The following is a 20,876-nucleotide window of genomic DNA, read 5'->3' as shown; positions in this document are numbered from 1 at the left end:
TCTTTTGTTTATTGGTCTGCGTTGACGTAGATTATTCATTGTTTTAAACGCTAGGTAATACTATGCAATTGCATCAACTCGTCAATACTTTTGGGCAAGATCTTCAACATCGTTATGGTGAGAAAGTTCATAAACTCACCTTACACGGTGGCTTTAGCTGTCCTAATCGTGATGGCACTATTGGTCGTGGAGGCTGTACATTTTGTAATGTTGCATCATTTGCGGATGAAAATAATCAGTTTGTACCAATCCAACAACAATTAACGGCTCGTGCTGGAGAGATCCATCGTGCAAAACGTTATTTAGCGTATTTTCAGGCTTACACCAGTACTTATGCTGAAGTTCAAAGCTTAAAAATGATGTATGAACAAGCATTAACATCAGCTGATATTGTTGGCTTATGTGTGGGTACTCGTCCCGATTGTGTGCCTGATGCAGTATTAGAATTGCTTGCTGGTTATGTAGAACAGGGCTATGAAATTTGGCTTGAACTTGGTTTGCAAACTGCGAATGACAAAACCCTTAAACGGATTAATCGAGGTCATGATTTTGCTTGTTATGCTGATATTACTCAGCGTGCGCGTGCATTAGGTATTAAAGTTTGTACCCATTTAATTGTTGGGTTGCCTGGTGATACTAAGGCCGATAATTTGATGACATTAAATAAAGTGGTTGAGGTCGGTGTTGATGGGATTAAATTGCACCCGTTACATATAGTTGAAGGTAGTAAAATGGGACAAGCCTTTAAAGCGGGGCGATTACAACCGATCAGTATTGAAACTTATACCGATATTGCGAGTGAGATGATCCGTTTTACGCCGCCAGAGGTGATTTATCATCGTGTCGCGGCAAGTGCACGTCGACCAACACTGCTGGCGCCAATGTGGTGTGAAAATCGTTGGTTAGCGATGATGGATATTGAGAATCTTCTTAATAAGCATGGCGCTCAAGGGAGTGGCTTAGATAATCCCTTCGTGTATCAATTACCTATATTGCATAATAATAATTAAATGAAGCCTACTTTAAAGTAGGCTTTTTTTGTGCGTCATAATAAAACTTTATTGTTTTCGCTTAGGTACTGACGGCGAGAGCGATTATTATTAACAATAGTATTCGCCATCGTGGCGAGGCTCTTTTTATTGGTATTCATTGATGAAGCAAGTCAAAATTTTAGCCCAATTTTATGTCGATTTATTAGTGAAATTAGGCATCTTCCGTTTTAGCTTATTATTGGCGGCAGCATTAGTTGCGTTAGCGTTGGTTGTACAAATTAGCGTAACGCTTTTATTGCAAGGAACAATGCGTGACGTTGAAATTATTCGTTCAGTTACGTTTGGTTTATGTATTACCCCATGGGCGGTGTATTTTCTGTCAGTAGTGGTCGATCAATTAGAAGACTCACGGCAACGATTATCTAAATTAGTGACTAAACTTGAACAAATGCGTGCGCGGGATATGGAGCTAAATCAACAGTTACAAGCGAATGTTTCGCGGCTAAATTCTGAAATTGAAGAGCGAGAAAAAGCCGAAGAAGCGCGCGAAGAAGCAATGCAAGATTTAGAAAATGAAGTCTATCAACGTGAGAATGCGCAATTGGCTGTTGCTGAAAAAAGTGCATTATTAAAATCATTTTTAGATGCCTCTCCTGATTTGATTTACTACCGTAATGAGAAGAATCAATTTTCAGGTTGTAACCGTGCGATGGCTGAATTAGTCGGTAAGAGTGAAAAAGAATTAGTTGGACTAACACCATGGGATGTTTATCCGGCAGAGGTTGCTAAGCATATTCTCAAAACAGACCAAGAATTATTTGATGATAATACCGCCATGACAGATGAACAGTGGCTGGATTATCCTAATGGTAAAAAAGCGTTGTTTGAATTACGTAAAGTGCCTCTTTATGACCGTAATGGTAAACGTTTAGGTCTGATGGGGTTTGGACGCGATATTACTGAACGCAAGCAATACGAAGACGCACAAGAAAAAGCCAGTAGTGATAAAACCGCTTTTATTTCGACGATTAGCCATGAACTACGTACACCACTAAATGGCATTGTCGGACTAAGCCGTATGTTATTAGAAACTGAGTTAACCGATGAACAACGTGGTTATTTAAGAACGGTGCATGTTAGTGCGATTACTTTAGGTAATATTTTTAATGACATTATAGATTTAGATAAATCAGATCGTCGTCGTTTAGAATTGTTGCCTCAGCCATTAGATCTTCATGAGTTTATTGAAGACATTGGTAATATTTCACAATTAATGGCCGAGCAAAAAGGACTACGATTTGATTTAGAATGTTTGACTGAACTTCCACAAAATATTGAAGTTGATAGTACTCGATTACGACAAGTGTTATGGAATTTGATTGGTAATGCGACCAAATTTACTAAACAAGGTGGTGTTGTATTATCTGTTAGTAGTGAAATCCATGATCATGATGCGAATATTATTTTTGAAGTAGAAGATAGTGGTATTGGTATTCCTAAAACTGAAATTAATAATATTTTTGCAATGTATTATCAAGTCCAACAAGGTGACGATAATTTACATGCGGTAGGTACTGGGATTGGTTTAGCTGTTTCACAGCAATTAGTTCACTTAATGGGCGGCGAGATTAGTGTCGACTCTGAAGTAGGTGCTGGTAGTACATTTACCGTTAAAATTAAGGTGCCATTAGTTGAAACGGTGATTGAAGAACATGTTGTGACTGATGTGCGTCCAGAAATGACAGGCTTAAGTATTTTCATGGTGGAAGATATTGAACTGAATATTGTAGTGGCTAAATCATTACTTGAGCGCTTAGGGCATGAGGTGACGGTAGCAATGCGTGGCGATCAAGCATTAGCGATGTTTAAACCTGAAGATTATGATTTGGTGTTATTGGACATTCAGTTACCTGATATGACAGGATTTGATGTTGCTCAAAAATTACGTCAACAGTATCAAGATCTACCTGCATTAGTAGCATTAACGGCTAATGTTGTTAACGATAAAACGGAGTATCTTGCTAAAGGCATGGATGAAGTATTGAATAAACCGTTGAGTGTTAAAGCCATTACTAATGTTATTGAAAATCTTGTATTAAGTTGTAGCCATGAAATTCAAGCAACAGATTTAGATGTTATTGATAATAGTAATATGACTCATAGCAGTGTGATTGACACATTATTAGATTTAGAAATGTTAACCTCATATGTTGAAATCGTTGGTACTGAGCCGGTATATACCAGTATTGCAATGTTTGAGAAAATGATGCCAGATTACCTTGCGATTTTAGATTCAAATATGACAGCAAAAGATCAAGATGGGATTAAATTTGAAGCGCACAAGATCAAAGGTGCTGCGGGCTCTATCGGTCTGAAACATATTCAGCAAATAGCTCAGAAAGCACAATCACCAGAGTTACCTGCATGGTGGGAGAATATTAATGATTGGGTTGATGAGATTAAATATAGCTATCAAGATGACATTAATGTACTCAAAACATGGCTAAATCAGCAGTAACGAGCAATAAAAAAGGCGACCATGGTCGCCTTTTTATTTAACTCTTTGATTAGTAAAGAGATTACTCTTCGCCTAAATCGCCACAAAAGCGGTAACCTTCACCGTGAATAGTTGCGATAATCTCTGGAGTATCAGCTACTGATTCAAAGTGTTTGCGGATGCGACGAATAGTCACATCAACAGTACGATCATGTGGTTTTAGTTCACGACCCGTCATTTTCTTTAGTAAATCAGCGCGTGTTTGAATCTTACCTGGGTTTTCACAGAAGTGCAGTAGAGCACGGAACTCTGAACGAGGTAATTTGAATTGTTCACCGCTTGGGCTTACTAAAGAACGGCTGTTGATTTCTAATGACCAACCATTGAACTCGTAACGTTCAACCAATTTTTTGTCTTCAGCTGGAAGACCTTGGTTCATTGCGCGAGTTAATAGGTTACGAGCACGAATTGTTAATTCACGCGGGTTGAATGGTTTTGTGATGTAATCATCAGCACCAATTTCAAGGCCTAAAATTTTATCAACTTCGTTATCACGACCAGTTAAGAACATTAATGCCATATCGCCTTGTTCGCGAAGTTCTCGCGCAAGTAGAAGACCGTTCTTTCCTGGAAGATTAATATCCATAATAACGAGATGCACAGGGTTTTCAGAAAGCATCTGATGCATTTCTGCGCCATCATTTGCTTCGAATACAGTGTAACCCTCTGCTTCAAAAATACTTTTTAGAGTGTTACGTGTTACGTGCTCGTCTTCTACAATCAGAATGTGAGGGGTTTGCATTTTGGCAGTACCTAATATCAGAAACTAAATCTGGTTAATCACAGAATAGTTAAATTCTATAAAAAAAATTCACATATAGGCAAAATGTTTTAAATAAACACTTTATTGTTACAACCTATGTGGTACACCATCCTTTCATTCAACATGCATTAGATGTTGAAATCCCCCATAAAGCTTGGGGTGCTGGCTACAATCTCCCTGATAATGTAACAATTGTATTCACTTAACAGCTCGCTAACAATGTGGAGAGCTTATTTGATGTTGATTATTTATATATTTGTTGATTTATATCAAACAGCGAGAGGAACAGTTGTTATATTTCAGAGTTTAGTTAACTTTTATCTTTAAGTAGATAAAAAGTGTCATGATAGTAATCATAATATACAAAACTCAATACCATTGACTAATATTTAAGCTTAATGATAATAAAAAACACAACATATAGTTCATCTTTCTCTAAATATTGTAACAGTATCAATTAGGGTTGGCACTCATTATGGTTGATAGATACCAGTAAAAAATATCTCATAAATTAATATTGTGGTCATTGTTAAGAAATACGGTCAGTTTTACATGTTTTTGTTTGTTTTACCGTGATAGGAGAAGATTAATGAAGGATTTATTACCAGATTTATGCGACTACTATGCGCAAGATATTCGTTTGCTACCGTTAACATTACGTGATTATGGTTGTAATTCGCCATTTTGGGGGCAAATAGTGACATTACGCTGTTTTGAAGATAACAGTTTAGTGCGTGATTTATTATCAATCGACGGTAGTGGTAAGGTATTGTTTATTGATGGTCATGGTAGTTGTCGCCGAGCGTTATTTGGTGATCAATTAGCGTTATTAGCCATCAAAAACAATTGGCAAGGAATTATTGTGCATGGTGCTATTAGAGATGTTGAGATATTGGCACAATTACCATTAGGTATTAAAGCTCTTGCGGCATGCCCAATTAAAACAGATAAGCGTCAGATGGGTGAAAATAATGTTGTATTAAATATTGCAGATACTCCAATTTATCCAAATGATTATATTTATGCTGATTTAAATGGGATTATTTTGGCAAGTAAAGCGCTAGATTTGAGCGTATTAAAAACTGAACCCTAAGCCTAGCTCAATGATTTTTTCAAGTTCAGCATAATCAACGGTTGCCCTGACATTTACTTTTTGTGATACATCATATTGGCTACTCAGTTCTAGCCCTAATGAGGTGTGATTATTAACGGTGTCTGATGTGATCGCGCTATTAATACTGATGCGTGATGATACAGAGTATTTAATCCCAGATGTTAATCCACTTGATGCTGGTTGAGCGTTGGTACTGGTGGTTAAATGGGTGCTGACATACAGTTGCGTATTGTCTGTGACTGAATAAGCGTAGCCGCTGTCTATTTGCCATACATCAAAACGTTGTTGGCGTGATTGTGATGATAAAAACCACCCAGATGTGAGTTTTTCACCCCCATTATAAGTTAGGTTGGTTTCTATTGTTGCGGCTGCTGATGCTGTTGGCATGTTGAACACGATAAGTAATCCCACAATACTTATGTAATATTTAATCATGCTCACTCCCATCACATCGACATTATTCTAAATCATAGGTCATATTACGTTGAGAGTAAGTGTTATAAGTAATAAATATTCATTAGGTAGCTATTGTATGAGCGTTGCCACAACTTAGGCGTAATATCGTCTTATATAACAATTGTTCATTATCATTGTGGTTTGTTGATATTAATATGGAGCCGATGACGAGCATGATAAGGAAAAACATCAGGATACAATTCTTGGCTTATATTATTTTGTAAATGCTGCCAATAACTGGCTTCAAACAAATCTTGATGTAATTCATTAAACAATGTTTTTACTTTAGGATTGATCAATAAAAAAGTACGGAACTCTTCTGGGAAAACATCATTAATCCCAACGCTATACCAAGGTTCAGCTGCCATTTCATCTTCAGGATAACGCGCTACAGGAATCTTTCGAAAATTCATTTCACTCATATAAGTAATTTCATCATAATCGTAAAACACTACGCGTTTATGACGGGTAACCCCAAAGTTCTTAAATAGCATATCTCCTGGAAATATATTGGCGGCGGCTAATTGTTTAATCGCGTTGCCATATTCATTTACCGCGTAACGTAAATCTGCATCATTAGCAGTTTCAATATAAATATTGAACGGGATCATCCGCCGTTCCATATAAAGGTGTTCAATAATCACATCATCATCGGTGACCGTAACAATTGATGGGGCAATGGTTAATAACTCATGAATTAATTCGTCGCTAAATCGGTGGCGAGGAAAACTGAAATGACGGTATTCTTGCGTGTCCGCCATTCTGCCGACGCGATCATGCTCTTTTACCAGTTGATATTTTTGTTTAACAACGTGAGGGCTAATGTCTTTTTGTGGTGCAAATTTATCTTTAATTATTTTAAATACAAAATCATAAGAAGGCAGAGTGAAGACTGACATCACCATGCCTTTGATGCCCGGTGCGATAATAAACTGGTCGTCTGAGTGTGCTAAATGATCTAAAAATTGGCGATAAAATTCTGTTTTTCCATGCTTTTGGCAGCCAATTGCCGTATAGAGTTCGGCTAAATTTTTATTGGGTAGAAGTTGGGCTAAAAATCGCACTAAGGCAGCAGGTGCGGGACTATAAACCATAAAATAAGAACGGGCGAAGCCAAAAATAACACTGACATCATTAACGTTACAGATACCCGCATCCAGTAATAACTGTCCCTTATGATTGAGTATGGGGAGCACTAAAGGCAATGACTCACCGTTTGCAAAAGTCAGTTTTCCAACCAGATAAGCGGCTTTATTACGATAAAAAGGTTCGCGAATTTGCTCTAAGGTTAATTGTTGATCAAGCTTATCACCTAGTTCTGCTGCTAAGTGGGTAACCAATAATTGAATATCACGCTGCTTATCATTCCAATTAAGTGTAAACGGTTGATCATCAAGCATTCTTTCTATCATTGCCGCTACTGTTGTTTGGACACGATAATGACGGGTTAATGTGCTTGGGTAAGTTGGAATGCGGTGCTGTTGTGAGCTATGAACAAAGATATTATCGCGGTTGATATTACGGTGTTTAAAGATACGGCAATAGACCGAATTAAAAAAACTTTCAGCAATATCATAACGAGGATAATCAACCAATAAATTCTGATAAGCCTGTTTTACGGCGGTTAAACAAATCTGATTAGCATATTGGCCACCAAGCATGATTTGAATTTGGTTAGTGACTAACTCAACATGATGATCATAAAAACTGATGCGGGTTTTTAATGCTTGGTGTACTTGTGACCATTGTTGGTGTTCAAAACGTTGTTGCGCTTCGGCTGTTACGTCAAGAAAGCGGCCAAACATGGCGTCAGAGCCTTGTAAAATAGTATGTGCTATTAGTGACTCCATGGCTGCACTCATCAGTTTATCCTTAAATGATGACAATATTATGGTTCGTTATTTATTTACTATGCAACGCTCTGTAGTGGACTGCAAATATTATTGTTGTTTTTTTGAGCATTAAAAGGCTTAAGATAGCAGAATGCGATAACGTAATTTTTATGTGATAATTGTAAAAACTTTATTGACTCTATGTTGTTATTCATGCAATCGTAAGGTAACAGCATGTAAAGAGAAATGACAATAATGGTAAATCTATCCCGTATCACTAGCATCACAACCACGATTATGACCATTAACATTACCGGTGTTGGTGCGGGCTGATATGCGCAGAATTACAACAAGCCCGCAACTCATAAAGAGCTGCGGGTTTTTTTTAAATTTAAATTCATCAATTGAGTAATATTTGTCGGTAGGCAAGTAGTTCAGGATAGTCACTCGGGAGTAGGGAATGCGAGTATTTAAATTTGGCGGATCGTCACTAGCAGATGCAGAGCGATTTTTAAGAGCAGCAGATATTATTGCCAGTAATGCCAAACAAGGTGAAGTTGCGGTGGTGCTATCAGCACCAGGTAAGGTTACTAATAATTTGGTTGCTGTGATTGAAAGTGCGGTAACTTCAGGCATTGCTACTCAGCAAATAGTGACATTAGAAACCGTTTTTAATGATCTTTTTAATGGGCTTAAAGCACTTGAACCTGCTTTTGAACAACCATTATTAATGGCTAAATTAGCAACGACTATTGAGCAATTACAGCAATATGTTCATGGAATTAGACTGTTAGGGTTATGCCCTGATAACGTGTACGCCAAAGTGATCAGTAAAGGTGAGCGGTTATCGATTGCAACAATGAAATCATTATTAGAAGCTAAAGGTCAGGCGGCAAGTTTGATTGATCCGATACAGTATTTACATGCTGACGGTGATTACCTTGAAGCGCATGTTGATATTGAAGTTTCAACACAGCATTTTCTTAATAACCCACTACCCACTGGTCACGTTTGTATTATGCCGGGCTTTACTGCGGGTAACGCTCAAGGTGAGTTAGTGACTTTAGGTCGTAATGGTTCTGACTATTCAGCGGCAGTGTTAGCGGCTTGTTTACGGGCCGATTGTTGTGAAATTTGGACTGATGTTGATGGTGTTTATAGCTGTGATCCGCGTTTAGTGCCTGATGCTCGCTTATTGAAATCATTAAGCTATCAAGAAGCTATGGAGCTCTCTTATTTTGGCGCGTCAGTATTACATCCCAAAACCATTGCTCCGATCGCTCAATTTCAAATTCCGTGTTTAATTAAAAACAGTTTTAACCCTCAAGGTGCTGGCACGCTCATTGGTCAAGATACGGGTGAAGATCAGCTCGATATTAAAGGCATTACTACTTTAAAAGATTTGACCATGGTTAACGTTTCCGGTCCGGGAATGAAAGGCATGGTTGGCATGGCTGCGCGTGTGTTTGGTGCGATGTCGACGGCTGGTGTGTCCGTCGTTCTGATTACGCAATCCTCATCTGAATATAGCATTAGTTTTTGTATTGAAACGGCCGATAAGATTGTGGCAAAAAAAGCGTTAATTGCCAGTTTTGAACTTGAATTAAAAGAAGGTTTATTAGAACCGGTTGAGTTCAGTGATGATTTATCGATTGTAACGTTAGTCGGTGATGGTATGCGAACGTCACACGGTGTGGCATCGCGATTCTTTACGGCATTAGCGGAAGTCGATGTCAATATTGTAGCGATTGCACAAGGTTCTTCTGAACGCGCTATTTCTGCGGTTATTCCTCAAAATAAAGTATCAGAAGCGGTTAAAGCCTGTCATGAGAATTTATTCAATAGTCAACATACGTTAGATGTGTTTGTTGTTGGTGTTGGTGGCGTCGGGGGTGAATTGATTGACCAAATCCACCGCCAGCAACAAAAATTAGCTCAAAAAGGGATTGTGATCCGTGTCTGTGGTGTGGCGAACAGTAAAGGGTTATTACTTAACAGTAATGGTTTTGTATTGGATAGCTGGCGTGATTTGATGGGGGCGATTAATGAGCCATTGCAATTACAACGCATGGTTGAGTTAGTGCGCCATAACCATATTATTAATCCGGTTATTATTGATTGTACGTCTGATCAAACCATTGCTGAGCAATATGCTGATTATCTAGCGACGGGTTTCCACGTTATTACACCGAATAAAAAAGCCAATACTGCCAGCATGGCGTACTACCAACAATTGCGTCAAGCTGCGCGAGTGGGTCATCGTAAGTTTATGTATGACACCACGGTTGGTGCAGGTTTGCCGGTGATTGAAAATCTGCAAAACTTGCTGGCTGCGGGTGATGAGTTAATGCGTTTCTCGGGGATTTTATCTGGCTCTTTATCTTATATTTTCGGTAAGCTAGATGATGGCATGAGTTTCAGTGAAGCGACCACGGTAGCGCGTAATAATGGCTTTACTGAGCCTGATGCGCGAGATGATCTTTCTGGTATGGATGTTGCGCGTAAGCTACTGATTTTAGCTCGTGAAGCCGGATTAGAATTAGAGCTTGACGATGTAGTGGTAGAACAAGCATTACCACCAGGTTTTGATGCTTCGGGTTCTGTTGATGAATTTATGGCTCGTTTACCCGAAGCGGATACGTATTTCTCTGAACTGGCTGCGACTGCCGCAAAAGAAGATAAAGTATTACGTTATGTGGGTGAGATTGATCATGGTAAGTGTAACGTCAAGATTGTAGCTGTGAATCCTGATGATCCGATGTTTAAAATTAAAGATGGTGAAAATGCATTAGCGTTTTACAGCCGTTACTACCAACCGATTCCTTTAGTGCTACGTGGTTATGGCGCGGGTACTGAAGTGACTGCCGCCGGTGTATTTGCCGATCTAATGCGTACTTTAGGTTGGAAGCGAGGTATATAACATGAGTGTTGTTGTTTATGCGCCAGCATCTATTGGTAATGTCAGTGTTGGTTTTGATGTGTTAGGTGCGGCAGTTTCTCCTATTGATGGTTCGTTATTAGGGGATCGGGTTGAAGTTGCAGCGGGAACGTCGGCATTTAGTTTGCGATGTGTCGGCGCTTTTGTGGATAAGTTACCGCCACAAGCACAAGACAATATTGTGTATCGCTGTTGGCAAGTGTTTGCTCGTGAATTGGATTATAAAGGTATTACGTTATTGCCAGTGGCTGTCACATTAGAAAAGAACATGCCGATTGGTTCTGGCTTAGGTTCAAGTGCATGTTCCATTGTGGCGGCGCTTGATGCTTTAAATCAATATCATCAACAACCATTAACCAGTAATGAATTGCTGACCTTAATGGGGGAGATGGAAGGCGAAGTTTCTGGCAGTGTTCATTACGATAATGTTGCGCCTTGCTTTCTCGGTGGGTTGCAATTTATGGTCCAAGAAATGGATATTATCAGCCAAGAGATCCCTTGTTTTGATGATTGGTATTGGGTGATGGCATATCCGGGGATTAAAGTGCCGACCGCAGAAGCGCGGGCAATTTTACCTGCTCAATATCGTCGCCAAGATGTGATTGCACATGGACGTTATCTGGGGGGGTTTATCCATGCTTGCCACTCACAACAACCCTTGTTAGCCGCCAAAATGATCCATGATGTTGTGGCAGAGCCTTATCGTGAAAAGTTATTACCACGTTTTAATCAAGCTCGAAAATATGCGTTAGAAGCGGGTGCGATTGCGAGTGGTATCTCAGGTTCTGGACCAACGATGTTTAGTGTTTGTACTAATCTTGAGGTCGCACAGCGGTTAGCTAAATGGCTAGCTGATAATTATATTCAAAATGATCAAGGATTTGTGCATGTTTGTCAGCTAGATAAACAAGGTGCAAAAGTCACAGGGAGTGAATTATAGCGATGAAGTTATATAATTTGAAAGAACACCAACAGCAAGTGTCATTTAGTCAGGCAGTGCGACAAGGTTTAGGTCGTCAACAAGGGTTATTTTTTCCAGCACAATTACCACAACTGGGTGACATTGATGCGTTGCTCGCGATGGATTTTGTGAGCCGCAGCAGCAAGATTTTATCGGCATTGATTGGCGAAGAGCTAAGCTGCGAAACTGTGACTCAAATGGTTGATAGTGCGTTTCAGTTTCCTGCGCCAATTAAACAGGTTAAATCTGGTGTGTATGCATTGGAACTGTTTCATGGTCCGACATTAGCTTTTAAAGACTTTGGTGGCCGTTTTATGGCGCAATCTTTAGCGGCGGTAACCGATAGTGACGGTAACATTACCATTCTAACGGCAACCTCTGGTGATACAGGCGCTGCGGTTGCTCATGCTTTTTATGGTATGGATAATATTCAAGTGGTGATTTTGTACCCCAAAGGCAAAATCAGCCCACTGCAAGAAAAGCTATTTTGTACATTAGGTCATAACATTACCACTGTGGCGGTGAATGGTACTTTTGATGATTGTCAGGCATTGGTAAAACAAGCTTTTGATGATGCAGCGTTACGGGCTGATATTGGTTTAAATTCCGCAAACTCAATTAATATTAGTCGTCTAATGGCACAAATTTGTTATTACTTTGAGGCGGTCTCACAATTATCAAAAGCAGAGCGTAAGCAACTCGTTATTTCCGTACCTAGTGGTAATTTTGGTAATTTAACTGCGGGTCTATTAGCTAAATCATTAGGTTTACCGGTTAAACGCTTTATTGCGGCGACGAATGTTAATGATACGGTTCCACGTTATTTACAAACCGGAGAGTGGATACCAAAGGCGACCGTTGCCACGATTTCAAATGCGATGGACGTTAGTCAGCCCAATAACTGGCCACGTATTGAAGAGTTATGTCAGCTTAAAGGGTGGGGATTAGACGAGCTAGGCTATGGCGTGGTTGATGACCAACAAACGGCGGTGACATTAAAGCAAATGTATGCCGATGGTTATTTGTGTGAGCCACATGGTGCGATTGCTTATAATGTGCTTGAGCAACAATTAGCAGAAGGTGAAACGGGTTTATTCTTGTGTACCGCGCATCCGGCAAAGTTTAAAGACGTGGTTGATGACATTCTTGGTACTGATCTGCCACTGCCTGCGCCACTCTCTAAACATAATGCATTGCCGCTATTATCTTTAGATGCTGCTAATAATTTTGCTGCGATTAAGGCTGTTTTGTATTCTGTTCAGCCATTATTATAATAAGCTTGAAGTGCAAAATAATACAAAAAAGGAGCCTCAGGGCTCCTTTTTTATGACAGCATCTTGCTCAAATCAAGACACTTACACTAGGCTAAAAATTATAGGCTGCTAGTGAAAGTACGAGCGATAACGTCTTGCTGTTGTTCTGTTGTTAGTGAGTTGAAACGTACAGCGTAACCCGATACACGGATTGTTAGCTGTGGGTATTTTTCTGGGTGAGCAGCAGCATCTTGTAGTGTTTCACGCTTAAGAACGTTAACGTTTAAGTGTTGACCACCTTCAATTTTAGTTGGTGCTTCGATAGCTAGTTCACGGTACTCAATGTCACCAAGATCTGCTTGTGCAATAATTTGGTCAGCATCGTAGCTGCCAGGTGCACAAACACAACGTGCTTCATTAGACTCGCTATCTAGGATCCAGATTGAGTTTAGTAGATCATCGTTTGCTGCTTTAGTAATTTGAATACCAGTAATCATAACTTTTCTCCAAGAAAATGGTTGTTAATTTATTCGTTTTAGTATTGAGCTTTCTATTATATAGCGTTCAATGCATGTTTGTGTATTGATCTAGATCAAGTTACAACAAAAAACCTTAAATATAATAGGGCTGTTTTATTGAGCTAGGTCAATCTAACTGCATTTTACTGGGGAATCAACTAAAAATATCAAATTTAAAAAATAAGTTGAATGTTATTTTGTTGTAAAATAACAACATTACAGTGTGTGCTTATATGCAAAAGGTGAATAAAGCGTCACTTTTTATGGATTTATATGTTAAGTATCACCATTGCTATTAGTGTTATTAATATGTTGTTTGGTTATTATTTGTAGGAGTTATTATGAAACTAATTGGTGCACATGTATCAGCTGCTGGTGGTGTATACAATGCCCCTTCAAATGCTACGGCTATTGGTGCAAATGCATTCGCATTGTTTACGAAGAATCAACGCCAATGGCTGTCTAAGCCGTTAGATGCTGATGCTATTATGGCGTTTAAGACGCGATGTCAGCAGTTAAATTTTGATGCGACCGCGATTTTACCGCATGATTCTTACTTGATTAATTTAGGATCACCGGATGCCGAAAAGTTACAAAAATCACGTTTGGCCTTCGTTGATGAAATGCAACGTTGTCAGCAGTTAGGGTTACATTTGTTAAATTTTCACCCAGGCAGTCATTTAAAAAAAATATCAGAAACGGCCTGTTTAGCCCTGATTGCTGAATCGATTAATTTAGCTCATCAACAAGTGGATGATGTGATCGCCGTGATTGAGAATACGGCAGGTCAAGGATCTAACTTAGGTTGGCGTTTTGAACATTTGGCTGAAATTATTGCTCAAGTTGACGATAAAGATCGAGTGGGTGTTTGTATTGATACTTGCCATACCTTTGCCGCTGGATATGATTTACGGACTATGGAAGCGACTGCAGCGACGTTTGCTGAATTTGATCAAGTGGTTGGTATGCAATATTTGCGAGCAATGCATTTAAATGATTCTAAAGGGGATTTAGGTAGTCATTTGGATCGTCATCATAGTCTAGGTGAAGGGATGATTGGATGGGATTGCTTTCGATTCTTAATGCAAGATAATCGATTTAATAATATGCCGTTGATATTGGAAACTATTAATCCTGATATCTGGCATCATGAAATTACGACTTTACGTAGTTTTGAACAAGAGGGTTAACCGATGACGGCAAGCTGGCAAACATTTATCGAGCAGCAACAACAATTACCGTACTTTAATGATATTGAACAAGCAGTTGCTACGGCTCGTGCAGAGGGTAAAACTGTTTTTCCTCCCCAAGATGATGTGTTTAATGCTTTTTTCAGTACGCCATTAATGGCGACAAAAGTCGTGATTTTAGGCCAAGATCCTTATCATGGCCCTAATCAAGCTCATGGTCTTAGTTTTTCGGTATTACCCGGTGTAAAAACGCCGCCATCATTGGTTAATATGTATAAGGAATTAGCTACTGATATCAAAGGCTTTACTATTCCTGAACATGGCTATTTACAATCATGGGCACAGCAAGGGGTACTATTGCTTAATACGGTATTAACAGTTGAGCAAGGCAATGCCCATTCTCACGCTAAAATTGGCTGGGAAACGTTTACCGATCGCGCTATTGAATATATTAATGACAATACTGAAGGGGTGATTTTTTTATTGTGGGGCGCGCATGCACAGAAGAAATGCAAAAAAATAGATCTTGAGCGGCACCATGTATTAACATCTGCACATCCATCGCCATTATCAGCTTATCGTGGCTTTTTTGGTTGTAAGCATTTTTCAGAGACCAATGCTTTATTGACTATGATGAATAAATCATCAGTTGATTGGCAATTATAAGCCATCTTGAAAAGTATTGTTTTTAGGAATAAAACGGCCAGCATAAATGCTGGCCGTTTTAATAATATATTTAAAAATCAAAATCATCACTTTTGAAACTACCGCACATATCCATATCTTGTAGTTCTCGACGTAGTCTTTGACGGTCTTTCAACGCTTCAATTTCGCGCCACTTTCGTTTTTCTGGTTTAGCACGAGAGCGACGAGAAATTGTATCCGTTATCATCATATCATCGAATGCAAAGCTATCCATAAAGCACCTATTCCTACTTTTCGCTTGGTGTAAGCGATGTGAGTATTTATTACCATAGAATGACTAACAATAAAATTGAACTGTTTCTCATTTGTTACTGAGAGATGAATTTTTTGTGTGCTTGATATCACAGTTGTTGAGTGAAAGATTAAAAAACAAACCATTATTAGTGTTAAATAGGGCTTTTATAGTTTTAGTTATCGATATTGCGTTAAGACGGTTAATTGTATAAATAAAATCAATTTTTAACGGGTGATAATCCGTAAATATATAAGGTTGTAAGTTTTGTAACACACTGTAAAAATGCTGATAATTGGATGATTATTATTTTTATAACAACTTTGTACCTTGTGACTGAGCTTATAGTTTGAATTTTATAAGATTATAAAAAATACCTGTAACGTATTATTGCCAATGTTGGCGCTATTTTTTTTGCTAATTATCGATTTGTAAAGGTGTGAATATGGCCAGTCAAATTAACTTTATCAATGATTTGTTGTGGGGGTCGATATTGATATATTTGCTGATTGGTATTGGCATTTATTTTACTTATCGTCTTAATTTTATTCAGTTTCGTCATTTTAAACATATGTTTGCAGTGATGAAAAATAGCCGTAAGTCAGACTCGTCGGGTATTTCATCTTTTCAAGCATTGTGTACCAGTCTTGCTGCAAGAGTTGGCACTGGTAATATGGCAGGAGTCGCTGTTGCGTTAACATTAGGTGGCCCTGGTGCTATTTTTTGGATGTGGCTAATTGCGATGCTAGGTATGGCGACGGCTTTTGCCGAAAGTACATTAGCACAGTTGTATAAAACTCGAGATGGTGATGGTAATTATCGTGGCGGCCCCGCTTATTATATGGAGCGCGGCCTCGATATGCGGTGGATGGGGGTGATGTTTTCCATCTGTCTGATCATTGCTTTTGGTTTAGTCTTTAATGCCGTGCAGGCTAACTCTATTACTCAAGCAACGCATGTCGCTTTTGGATGGCAACCGCAATATGTTGGCCTTGGTTTAGTGGTATTAACGGGCATTATTATTTTTGGTGGCATGCGCACAATTGCACGAACAGCTGAAATTTTAGTACCAGCCATGGCGCTATGTTATTTGGCGTTGGCACTGTTTATTATGCTCAGTAATATTGAACAGTTACCGCATATTTTAATGCTTATTTTCCGGAGTGCGTTTGGGTTTGAAGAAGCTGCATCTGGTGCGTTGGGATATACCATTGCTCAAGGAATGATTAATGGTCTCAAACGAGGGTTGTTTTCTAATGAAGCAGGTATGGGATCGGCACCTAATGCTGCGGCATCAGCAACACCTTATCCTCCACATCCTGCGTCACAAGGTTATGTGCAGATGCTGGGGGTATTTATAGACACCATTGTTATTTGTTCTGCAACGGTTGCGATTATTTTAATGTCTGGCGAATATGAGCCACATAGCAGTATTACGGGTATTGAATTAACTCAAAAAGCCATTAGCTCACAAGTGGGTGATTGGGGTGGGATTTTTATTGCGATTGCTATCTTTTTCTTTTCTTTTACATCATTGGTTGCAAACTATTCTTATGCTGAAACTAATCTGATTTTTTTAAAGCAGCACCATAAATTGGGTTTGAATATATTCCGAATCGTAGTGTTATGCATGGTGATGTTTGGTGCATTGGCTGATTTACCTACCGTATGGGCAATGGCTGATATTTCAATGGCAATGATGGTGATGATCAACTTAGTTGCAATAGTGCTTCTTTCCGGTACGGTGGTTAAGTTGGCACAAGATTATAATAAGCAGTTAGCATTAGGTAAAACGCCGACGTTTAATAGTCAAGATTATCCTGAATTACACGCTCAACTTGAAGCGGGTATTTGGGATTAATTACCATTATTATCAACACAAGATCGAGTGCGTTAACCGTTGTTATATCTATTAATGAAATAGCCATAATCATGGCAGTTATGCGTGGTTTTTGTTATTGATGGTGTTAGTCTAAATAGGTCAGACTTTAAAGGAAAAAGCCTTATGTTAATCGTGGTATCACCAGCAAAAACGTTAGATTATACCTCCCCGTTAGCGACAACAACTTACACGTTACCTGAATTAACCGTTGATTCAGCTGAATTGATTGATGTTTGTCGAGAGCTCACACCTGTGGGTATTGCGAGCTTAATGAAGGTTAGTGATAAAATTGCAGGATTAAATGCGGCTCGTTTTGCTGAATGGCAGCCAATATTTACCGTTGATAATGCTCGCCAAGCGATTTTGGCATTTAAAGGTGATGTTTATACAGGCTTAGCAGCTGAAACCATGACCGAATCGCAGTTTGCCTATACACAGCAGCATTTGCGAATGTTATCTGGACTTTATGGCGTGTTGCGGCCGCTGGATTTGATGCAGCCATACCGTTTAGAGATGGGCACCCGTTTAGCGAACTCTCGTGGCAGTAATTTGTATCAATTCTGGGGTGATATTATTACCGAGAAGCTTAATTTAGCCGTCGCTGAACAAGGCGATGATATTGTGGTTAATTTGGCATCCAATGAATACTTTAAAGCAGTTAAACCCAAAAAACTCAACGCTCAATTAATTACTCCTATTTTTAAAGATTGTAAAAATGGGACGTATAAAGTCATCAGTTTCTATGCCAAAAGAGCCCGTGGAATGATGGCACGTTATATTTTGGATAATCAATTAACGTCTATCGCTCAATTACAACAGTTTGATTGTGCCGGCTATTATTTTGTTGCTGCAGAATCAACATCGACAGAGTTAGTGTTTAAGCGTGAACAGCAATAATTAATATAAGAATGTCTATTTAAGACTAAAAAGAAGGCCAACGCATTAGCGTTGGCCTTGTTATTTGTCTGTTTTGTAAAAGAGAAAACTATGACTTAGCTTGGCTTTTTTTAGCTGCTTGTTTGATTTTCTTTTTCGCTTTCGCTTCTTTTACTTTTTTATCGACTTTTTTCTTCTTTTTAGCCGTATTTGATTTTTTCGTTTTTGGACGTAGGCCATGAATAAAGCGCTCTTGCACTTCTTCTTGCATGTAGCGACTAATACGTTCCATCATGCTTTGGTCATGTGCTTCAACCAACGCAATTGCTGTACCTTTTTTTCCAGCACGAGCGGTACGACCAATTCGGTGTAAATACACTTCAGCTGTACGGGGCATATCAAAGTTAATAACATGGCTAATATCGGGTAAATCAATACCACGTGCCGCAATATCTGTGGCAATTAATACGTTTACTACACCATCACGAAAACGGGTGATCATGTTAGTACGCGCAGCCTGTGCCATTTCACCTTGAATCCAGTTACAAGGGATGCCCATTGCGTCTAATTGACCGCGAAGGATACCTAGGCGCTCACGTGTTTTTACGAAAATGATGGTACGTTCAGCTTGTTCGGTAATGATTTTCGCAAGTAGAGCAAGTTTATGATCCATATCATCACAGCGAAGGTACATCTGTTGAATCTTTTTACGTTCGCGACGAGATGGATCAGCATTAACTTCAAGTGGTTCATTCAGAATTGTTTCTGAGAACTCACGTACGCCTTTACCTTCTAAGGTTGCTGAGAATAATAAGCTCTGACGACGCCAGCGACATTCATGATTGATGCGCTCAACGATTTTACCAAAGCCCATATCCAACATACGGTCAGCTTCATCAAGAATAAGACATTCAATCGCACGGCAATCAAATTTCTCAGACTCAATGTATTCCATTAAACGGCCTGGTGTTGCTACGACGATATCTTGCGTTTTGCCAAGTAGGTCAGCATGCTCATCGTAAGAAATACCACCAGTAATGGTAAATACTTTTAAGTTGGTGTACTTAGAAAGTGCTTTTGCGTGCTCAGCAACTTGAATCGCTAACTCACGGGTTGGCGTTAAGATTAATACACGTGCAGGGCCCGATTTTTTGCGCGGAAAATCCTGCAAGTGCTGAATCATTGGAAGCAGAAACGCAGCTGTTTTTCCGGTCCCTGTTGGTGCAGAAGCCATGACATCTTTACCGTCAAGGGCATGAGGGATAGCCTGCGCTTGAACTACGGTTGGGCGGCTATAGCCGATCTCGTCAATCGCTCGTAATAGCTCGCTATCTAACTCTAATTCGGAAAAGTCTTTCACCAGTTATCTCTCCCAAGACAAATGCTAAATATGTTCTCGTTACTGTGTTTGTACAGTGTAACCAGAACATGGGTATTTATATTAAGGGGCGGCATTATAGCCACTCTTGGCGTAAGTAACACCGATTAAAACATAAAAACTTCAGTTAATGCTTAATCTTCGTGATTGCTTGATTATATTTTATACTGTGACAGATTACATTTTTAAATAAAAATCTTTCGTAAGTGTAATAAAATCAGGTGAGTAAGTGTTATCAGTATGAATGCAAAGCTGTTGTTGTTTAGTAATAGAACAATTTTTAGTTAATTCGATTAATGTCCGCATTACTGGTTTTTGATCGGTGGTGCGAACATCACAGCGACGTTGGCAGTATAACCCGTAAGTGTGTGCTTGAGTGATTAACTGTTGGCCTTCATAGGTGGGGAGAATAATGCTAGCACTACCGTCTATGGTTAATAAATAGCTAATAGTTACGAGTAATTGTTGATGACTCAAGCTATCGGTATGACGAGCAGTCGCACGATGTTGCTGTTGTGCATGTTGACCTGCATTAAAGTAGGGTGGATTACAGATAATACTATCAATTGTGGCTGGTGGTATATTTTGACACCAATGAGTAATGTCATTCTTAATACATTGCAGTCGTGATGCCCATGGTGATAATGAAAAATTAGCTGTTGCCGCCGCTGCTGCGACTGAATCTAATTCAATGGCAGTGATCGTCGTGCTTTGTGTACGTTGGGCTGCCATTAATGCTAATAATCCACTACCTGTACCAATATCAACAATATGTCCTTGTTGCGGAAGATTAGCCCATGCCCCTAATAATACGCCATCGGTACTGATTGGCATGCCGCAGCCATGATCATTGATTATAAATTGTTTAAAATTAAAGCTGCGACTCATTATTGTTTTCCTTGATTTTAGGAACGGCTATTAGGCTAATAAAATATACAGAAGCATATAAAATGCATGTTATATAATCAAACGACAATTAATGATGATCATTTTATTAATATTCTGTTTTCATCTGGGGGTGTAGTGTTATGTGTTTTTTTGTAAGTATGGTGTTTTTACTTTAGATCGGTTTTTTGTTTTGTTTTGATCTTTTTATACGGTCATTAACTCTGGTTTTTTAGGTCGAAAACTAGATTATATGGTGTTTTTAGCTACTCTATTGCTAAGGTTAGTCTTTTTAGTCATTATGCTGTAAGGCACGTAATTAATAGCAACATATAACACGTGCT

Annotated in this window: 17 protein-coding genes; 10 read left to right on the top strand and 7 right to left on the bottom strand. The window is 39.1% G+C overall.

All coding sequences use genetic code 11. From position 1 onward, the window contains the following. Positions 1–62 precede the first annotated feature (62 nt). Complete coding sequence (locus CIK00_RS07595; protein WP_101768296.1) at positions 63–1,010, top strand: TIGR01212 family radical SAM protein; 948 nt, start codon at positions 63–65, stop codon at positions 1,008–1,010. A 142-nt stretch (positions 1,011–1,152) separates the two neighbouring features. Continuing rightward, a complete protein-coding gene (arcB, locus tag CIK00_RS07590; RefSeq protein ID WP_101768295.1) occupies positions 1,153–3,510 on the top strand; it encodes an aerobic respiration two-component sensor histidine kinase ArcB in 2,358 nt (785 codons plus the stop codon). Between the two features lie 61 nt (positions 3,511–3,571). Here the strand turns inward: arcB and arcA are convergent, their stop codons facing one another. Further along, on the bottom strand, positions 3,572–4,291 hold the full coding sequence (arcA, locus tag CIK00_RS07585; RefSeq protein ID WP_101768294.1) for a two-component system response regulator ArcA: 720 nt from the start codon (positions 4,289–4,291) through the stop codon (positions 3,572–3,574). A 610-nt stretch (positions 4,292–4,901) separates the two neighbouring features. Here arcA and CIK00_RS07580 point away from each other — a divergent pair. Then, positions 4,902–5,405, top strand: a complete 504-nt coding sequence (locus tag CIK00_RS07580) for a putative 4-hydroxy-4-methyl-2-oxoglutarate aldolase (protein ID WP_101768293.1) — start codon at positions 4,902–4,904, stop codon at positions 5,403–5,405. Here CIK00_RS07580 and CIK00_RS07575 read toward each other — a convergent pair. Beyond that, on the bottom strand, positions 5,388–5,861 hold the full coding sequence (locus tag CIK00_RS07575) for a hypothetical protein (protein ID WP_101768292.1): 474 nt from the start codon (positions 5,859–5,861) through the stop codon (positions 5,388–5,390). The two genes, CIK00_RS07580 and CIK00_RS07575, sit on opposite strands and share 18 nt — an antisense overlap. A gap of 152 nt (positions 5,862–6,013) precedes the next feature. Further along, complete coding sequence (gene aceK, locus CIK00_RS07570; RefSeq protein WP_101768291.1) at positions 6,014–7,744, bottom strand: bifunctional isocitrate dehydrogenase kinase/phosphatase; 1,731 nt, start codon at positions 7,742–7,744, stop codon at positions 6,014–6,016. Between the two features lie 430 nt (positions 7,745–8,174). On the opposite strand from aceK, the gene thrA reads away from it, so the two are divergent. From thrA to thrC, 3 genes are read left to right on the top strand one after another with little or no spacing between them, the layout of a single operon-like run. Continuing rightward, on the top strand, positions 8,175–10,634 hold the full coding sequence (gene thrA / locus CIK00_RS07565) for a bifunctional aspartate kinase/homoserine dehydrogenase I (protein ID WP_101768290.1): 2,460 nt from the start codon (positions 8,175–8,177) through the stop codon (positions 10,632–10,634). Position 10,635: 1 nt separating this feature from the next. Next, on the top strand, positions 10,636–11,592 hold the full coding sequence (gene thrB, locus CIK00_RS07560) for a homoserine kinase (protein WP_101768289.1): 957 nt from the start codon (positions 10,636–10,638) through the stop codon (positions 11,590–11,592). Between the two features lie 2 nt (positions 11,593–11,594). Beyond that, on the top strand, positions 11,595–12,887 hold the full coding sequence (thrC, locus tag CIK00_RS07555) for a threonine synthase (RefSeq protein WP_101768288.1): 1,293 nt from the start codon (positions 11,595–11,597) through the stop codon (positions 12,885–12,887). Positions 12,888–12,985: 98 nt separating this feature from the next. On the opposite strand, the gene grcA is transcribed toward thrC, so the two are convergent. Next, on the bottom strand, positions 12,986–13,363 hold the full coding sequence (gene grcA / locus CIK00_RS07550) for an autonomous glycyl radical cofactor GrcA (RefSeq protein ID WP_045039507.1): 378 nt from the start codon (positions 13,361–13,363) through the stop codon (positions 12,986–12,988). 362 nt (positions 13,364–13,725) lie between these two features. On the opposite strand from grcA, the gene nfo reads away from it, so the two are divergent. Both nfo and ung read left to right on the top strand, forming a co-directional pair. Further along, on the top strand, positions 13,726–14,574 hold the full coding sequence (gene nfo, locus CIK00_RS07545; RefSeq protein ID WP_101768287.1) for a deoxyribonuclease IV: 849 nt from the start codon (positions 13,726–13,728) through the stop codon (positions 14,572–14,574). A gap of 3 nt (positions 14,575–14,577) precedes the next feature. Beyond that, positions 14,578–15,240, top strand: coding sequence for a uracil-DNA glycosylase (gene ung, locus CIK00_RS07540; protein ID WP_101768286.1), 663 nt, complete (start codon positions 14,578–14,580; stop codon positions 15,238–15,240). Between the two features lie 70 nt (positions 15,241–15,310). On the opposite strand, the gene CIK00_RS07535 is transcribed toward ung, so the two are convergent. Next, the gene (locus CIK00_RS07535) at positions 15,311–15,493 is read right to left on the bottom strand and encodes a DUF3545 family protein (protein WP_101768285.1); all 183 of its coding nucleotides are present in this window, start codon (positions 15,491–15,493) and stop codon (positions 15,311–15,313) included. 463 nt (positions 15,494–15,956) lie between these two features. Here CIK00_RS07535 and CIK00_RS07530 point away from each other — a divergent pair, with 463 nt between their 5' ends. Together CIK00_RS07530 and yaaA are read left to right on the top strand one after the other, a co-directional pair. Then, complete coding sequence (locus tag CIK00_RS07530) at positions 15,957–17,372, top strand: alanine/glycine:cation symporter family protein (protein ID WP_101768284.1); 1,416 nt, start codon at positions 15,957–15,959, stop codon at positions 17,370–17,372. A gap of 144 nt (positions 17,373–17,516) precedes the next feature. Continuing rightward, complete coding sequence (gene yaaA, locus CIK00_RS07525) at positions 17,517–18,290, top strand: peroxide stress protein YaaA (protein WP_101768283.1); 774 nt, start codon at positions 17,517–17,519, stop codon at positions 18,288–18,290. Between the two features lie 88 nt (positions 18,291–18,378). Here the strand turns inward: yaaA and srmB are convergent, their stop codons facing one another. Together srmB and CIK00_RS07515 are read right to left on the bottom strand one after the other, a co-directional pair. Continuing rightward, positions 18,379–19,629 (bottom strand): ATP-dependent RNA helicase SrmB, encoded by a 1,251-nt coding sequence (gene srmB / locus CIK00_RS07520; protein WP_101768282.1) that lies wholly within the window; start codon positions 19,627–19,629, stop codon positions 18,379–18,381. 195 nt (positions 19,630–19,824) lie between these two features. After that, positions 19,825–20,535, bottom strand: coding sequence for a tRNA1(Val) (adenine(37)-N6)-methyltransferase (locus tag CIK00_RS07515; RefSeq protein ID WP_101768281.1), 711 nt, complete (start codon positions 20,533–20,535; stop codon positions 19,825–19,827). Between the last annotated feature and the right edge of the window lie 341 nt (positions 20,536–20,876).

This window comes from Photobacterium carnosum (genome assembly GCF_002849605.1).
In the GTDB taxonomy this organism is placed as follows: Bacteria; Pseudomonadota; Gammaproteobacteria; order Enterobacterales; family Vibrionaceae; genus Photobacterium; species Photobacterium carnosum.
This window is presented reverse-complemented; position numbering and strand designations above follow the sequence as displayed.

What these genes read in the sequence shown, in the direction of transcription:
- CIK00_RS07515 (WP_101768281.1), bottom strand. Translation starts at nt 20,535, where the DNA reads ATGAGTCGCAGCTTTAATTTTAAACAATTTATAATCAATGATCATGGC.
- CIK00_RS07595 (WP_101768296.1), top strand. Translation starts at nt 63, where the DNA reads ATGCAATTGCATCAACTCGTCAATACTTTTGGGCAAGATCTTCAACAT.
- CIK00_RS07530 (WP_101768284.1), top strand. Translation starts at nt 15,957, where the DNA reads ATGGCCAGTCAAATTAACTTTATCAATGATTTGTTGTGGGGGTCGATA.
- thrC (WP_101768288.1), top strand. Translation starts at nt 11,595, where the DNA reads ATGAAGTTATATAATTTGAAAGAACACCAACAGCAAGTGTCATTTAGT.
- CIK00_RS07535 (WP_101768285.1), bottom strand. Translation starts at nt 15,493, where the DNA reads ATGGATAGCTTTGCATTCGATGATATGATGATAACGGATACAATTTCT.
- thrB (WP_101768289.1), top strand. Translation starts at nt 10,636, where the DNA reads ATGAGTGTTGTTGTTTATGCGCCAGCATCTATTGGTAATGTCAGTGTT.
- arcB (WP_101768295.1), top strand. Translation starts at nt 1,153, where the DNA reads ATGAAGCAAGTCAAAATTTTAGCCCAATTTTATGTCGATTTATTAGTG.
- arcA (WP_101768294.1), bottom strand. Translation starts at nt 4,291, where the DNA reads ATGCAAACCCCTCACATTCTGATTGTAGAAGACGAGCACGTAACACGT.
- thrA (WP_101768290.1), top strand. Translation starts at nt 8,175, where the DNA reads ATGCGAGTATTTAAATTTGGCGGATCGTCACTAGCAGATGCAGAGCGA.
- ung (WP_101768286.1), top strand. Translation starts at nt 14,578, where the DNA reads ATGACGGCAAGCTGGCAAACATTTATCGAGCAGCAACAACAATTACCG.
- grcA (WP_045039507.1), bottom strand. Translation starts at nt 13,363, where the DNA reads ATGATTACTGGTATTCAAATTACTAAAGCAGCAAACGATGATCTACTA.
- CIK00_RS07575 (WP_101768292.1), bottom strand. Translation starts at nt 5,861, where the DNA reads ATGATTAAATATTACATAAGTATTGTGGGATTACTTATCGTGTTCAAC.
- aceK (WP_101768291.1), bottom strand. Translation starts at nt 7,744, where the DNA reads ATGAGTGCAGCCATGGAGTCACTAATAGCACATACTATTTTACAAGGC.
- CIK00_RS07580 (WP_101768293.1), top strand. Translation starts at nt 4,902, where the DNA reads ATGAAGGATTTATTACCAGATTTATGCGACTACTATGCGCAAGATATT.
- nfo (WP_101768287.1), top strand. Translation starts at nt 13,726, where the DNA reads ATGAAACTAATTGGTGCACATGTATCAGCTGCTGGTGGTGTATACAAT.
- yaaA (WP_101768283.1), top strand. Translation starts at nt 17,517, where the DNA reads ATGTTAATCGTGGTATCACCAGCAAAAACGTTAGATTATACCTCCCCG.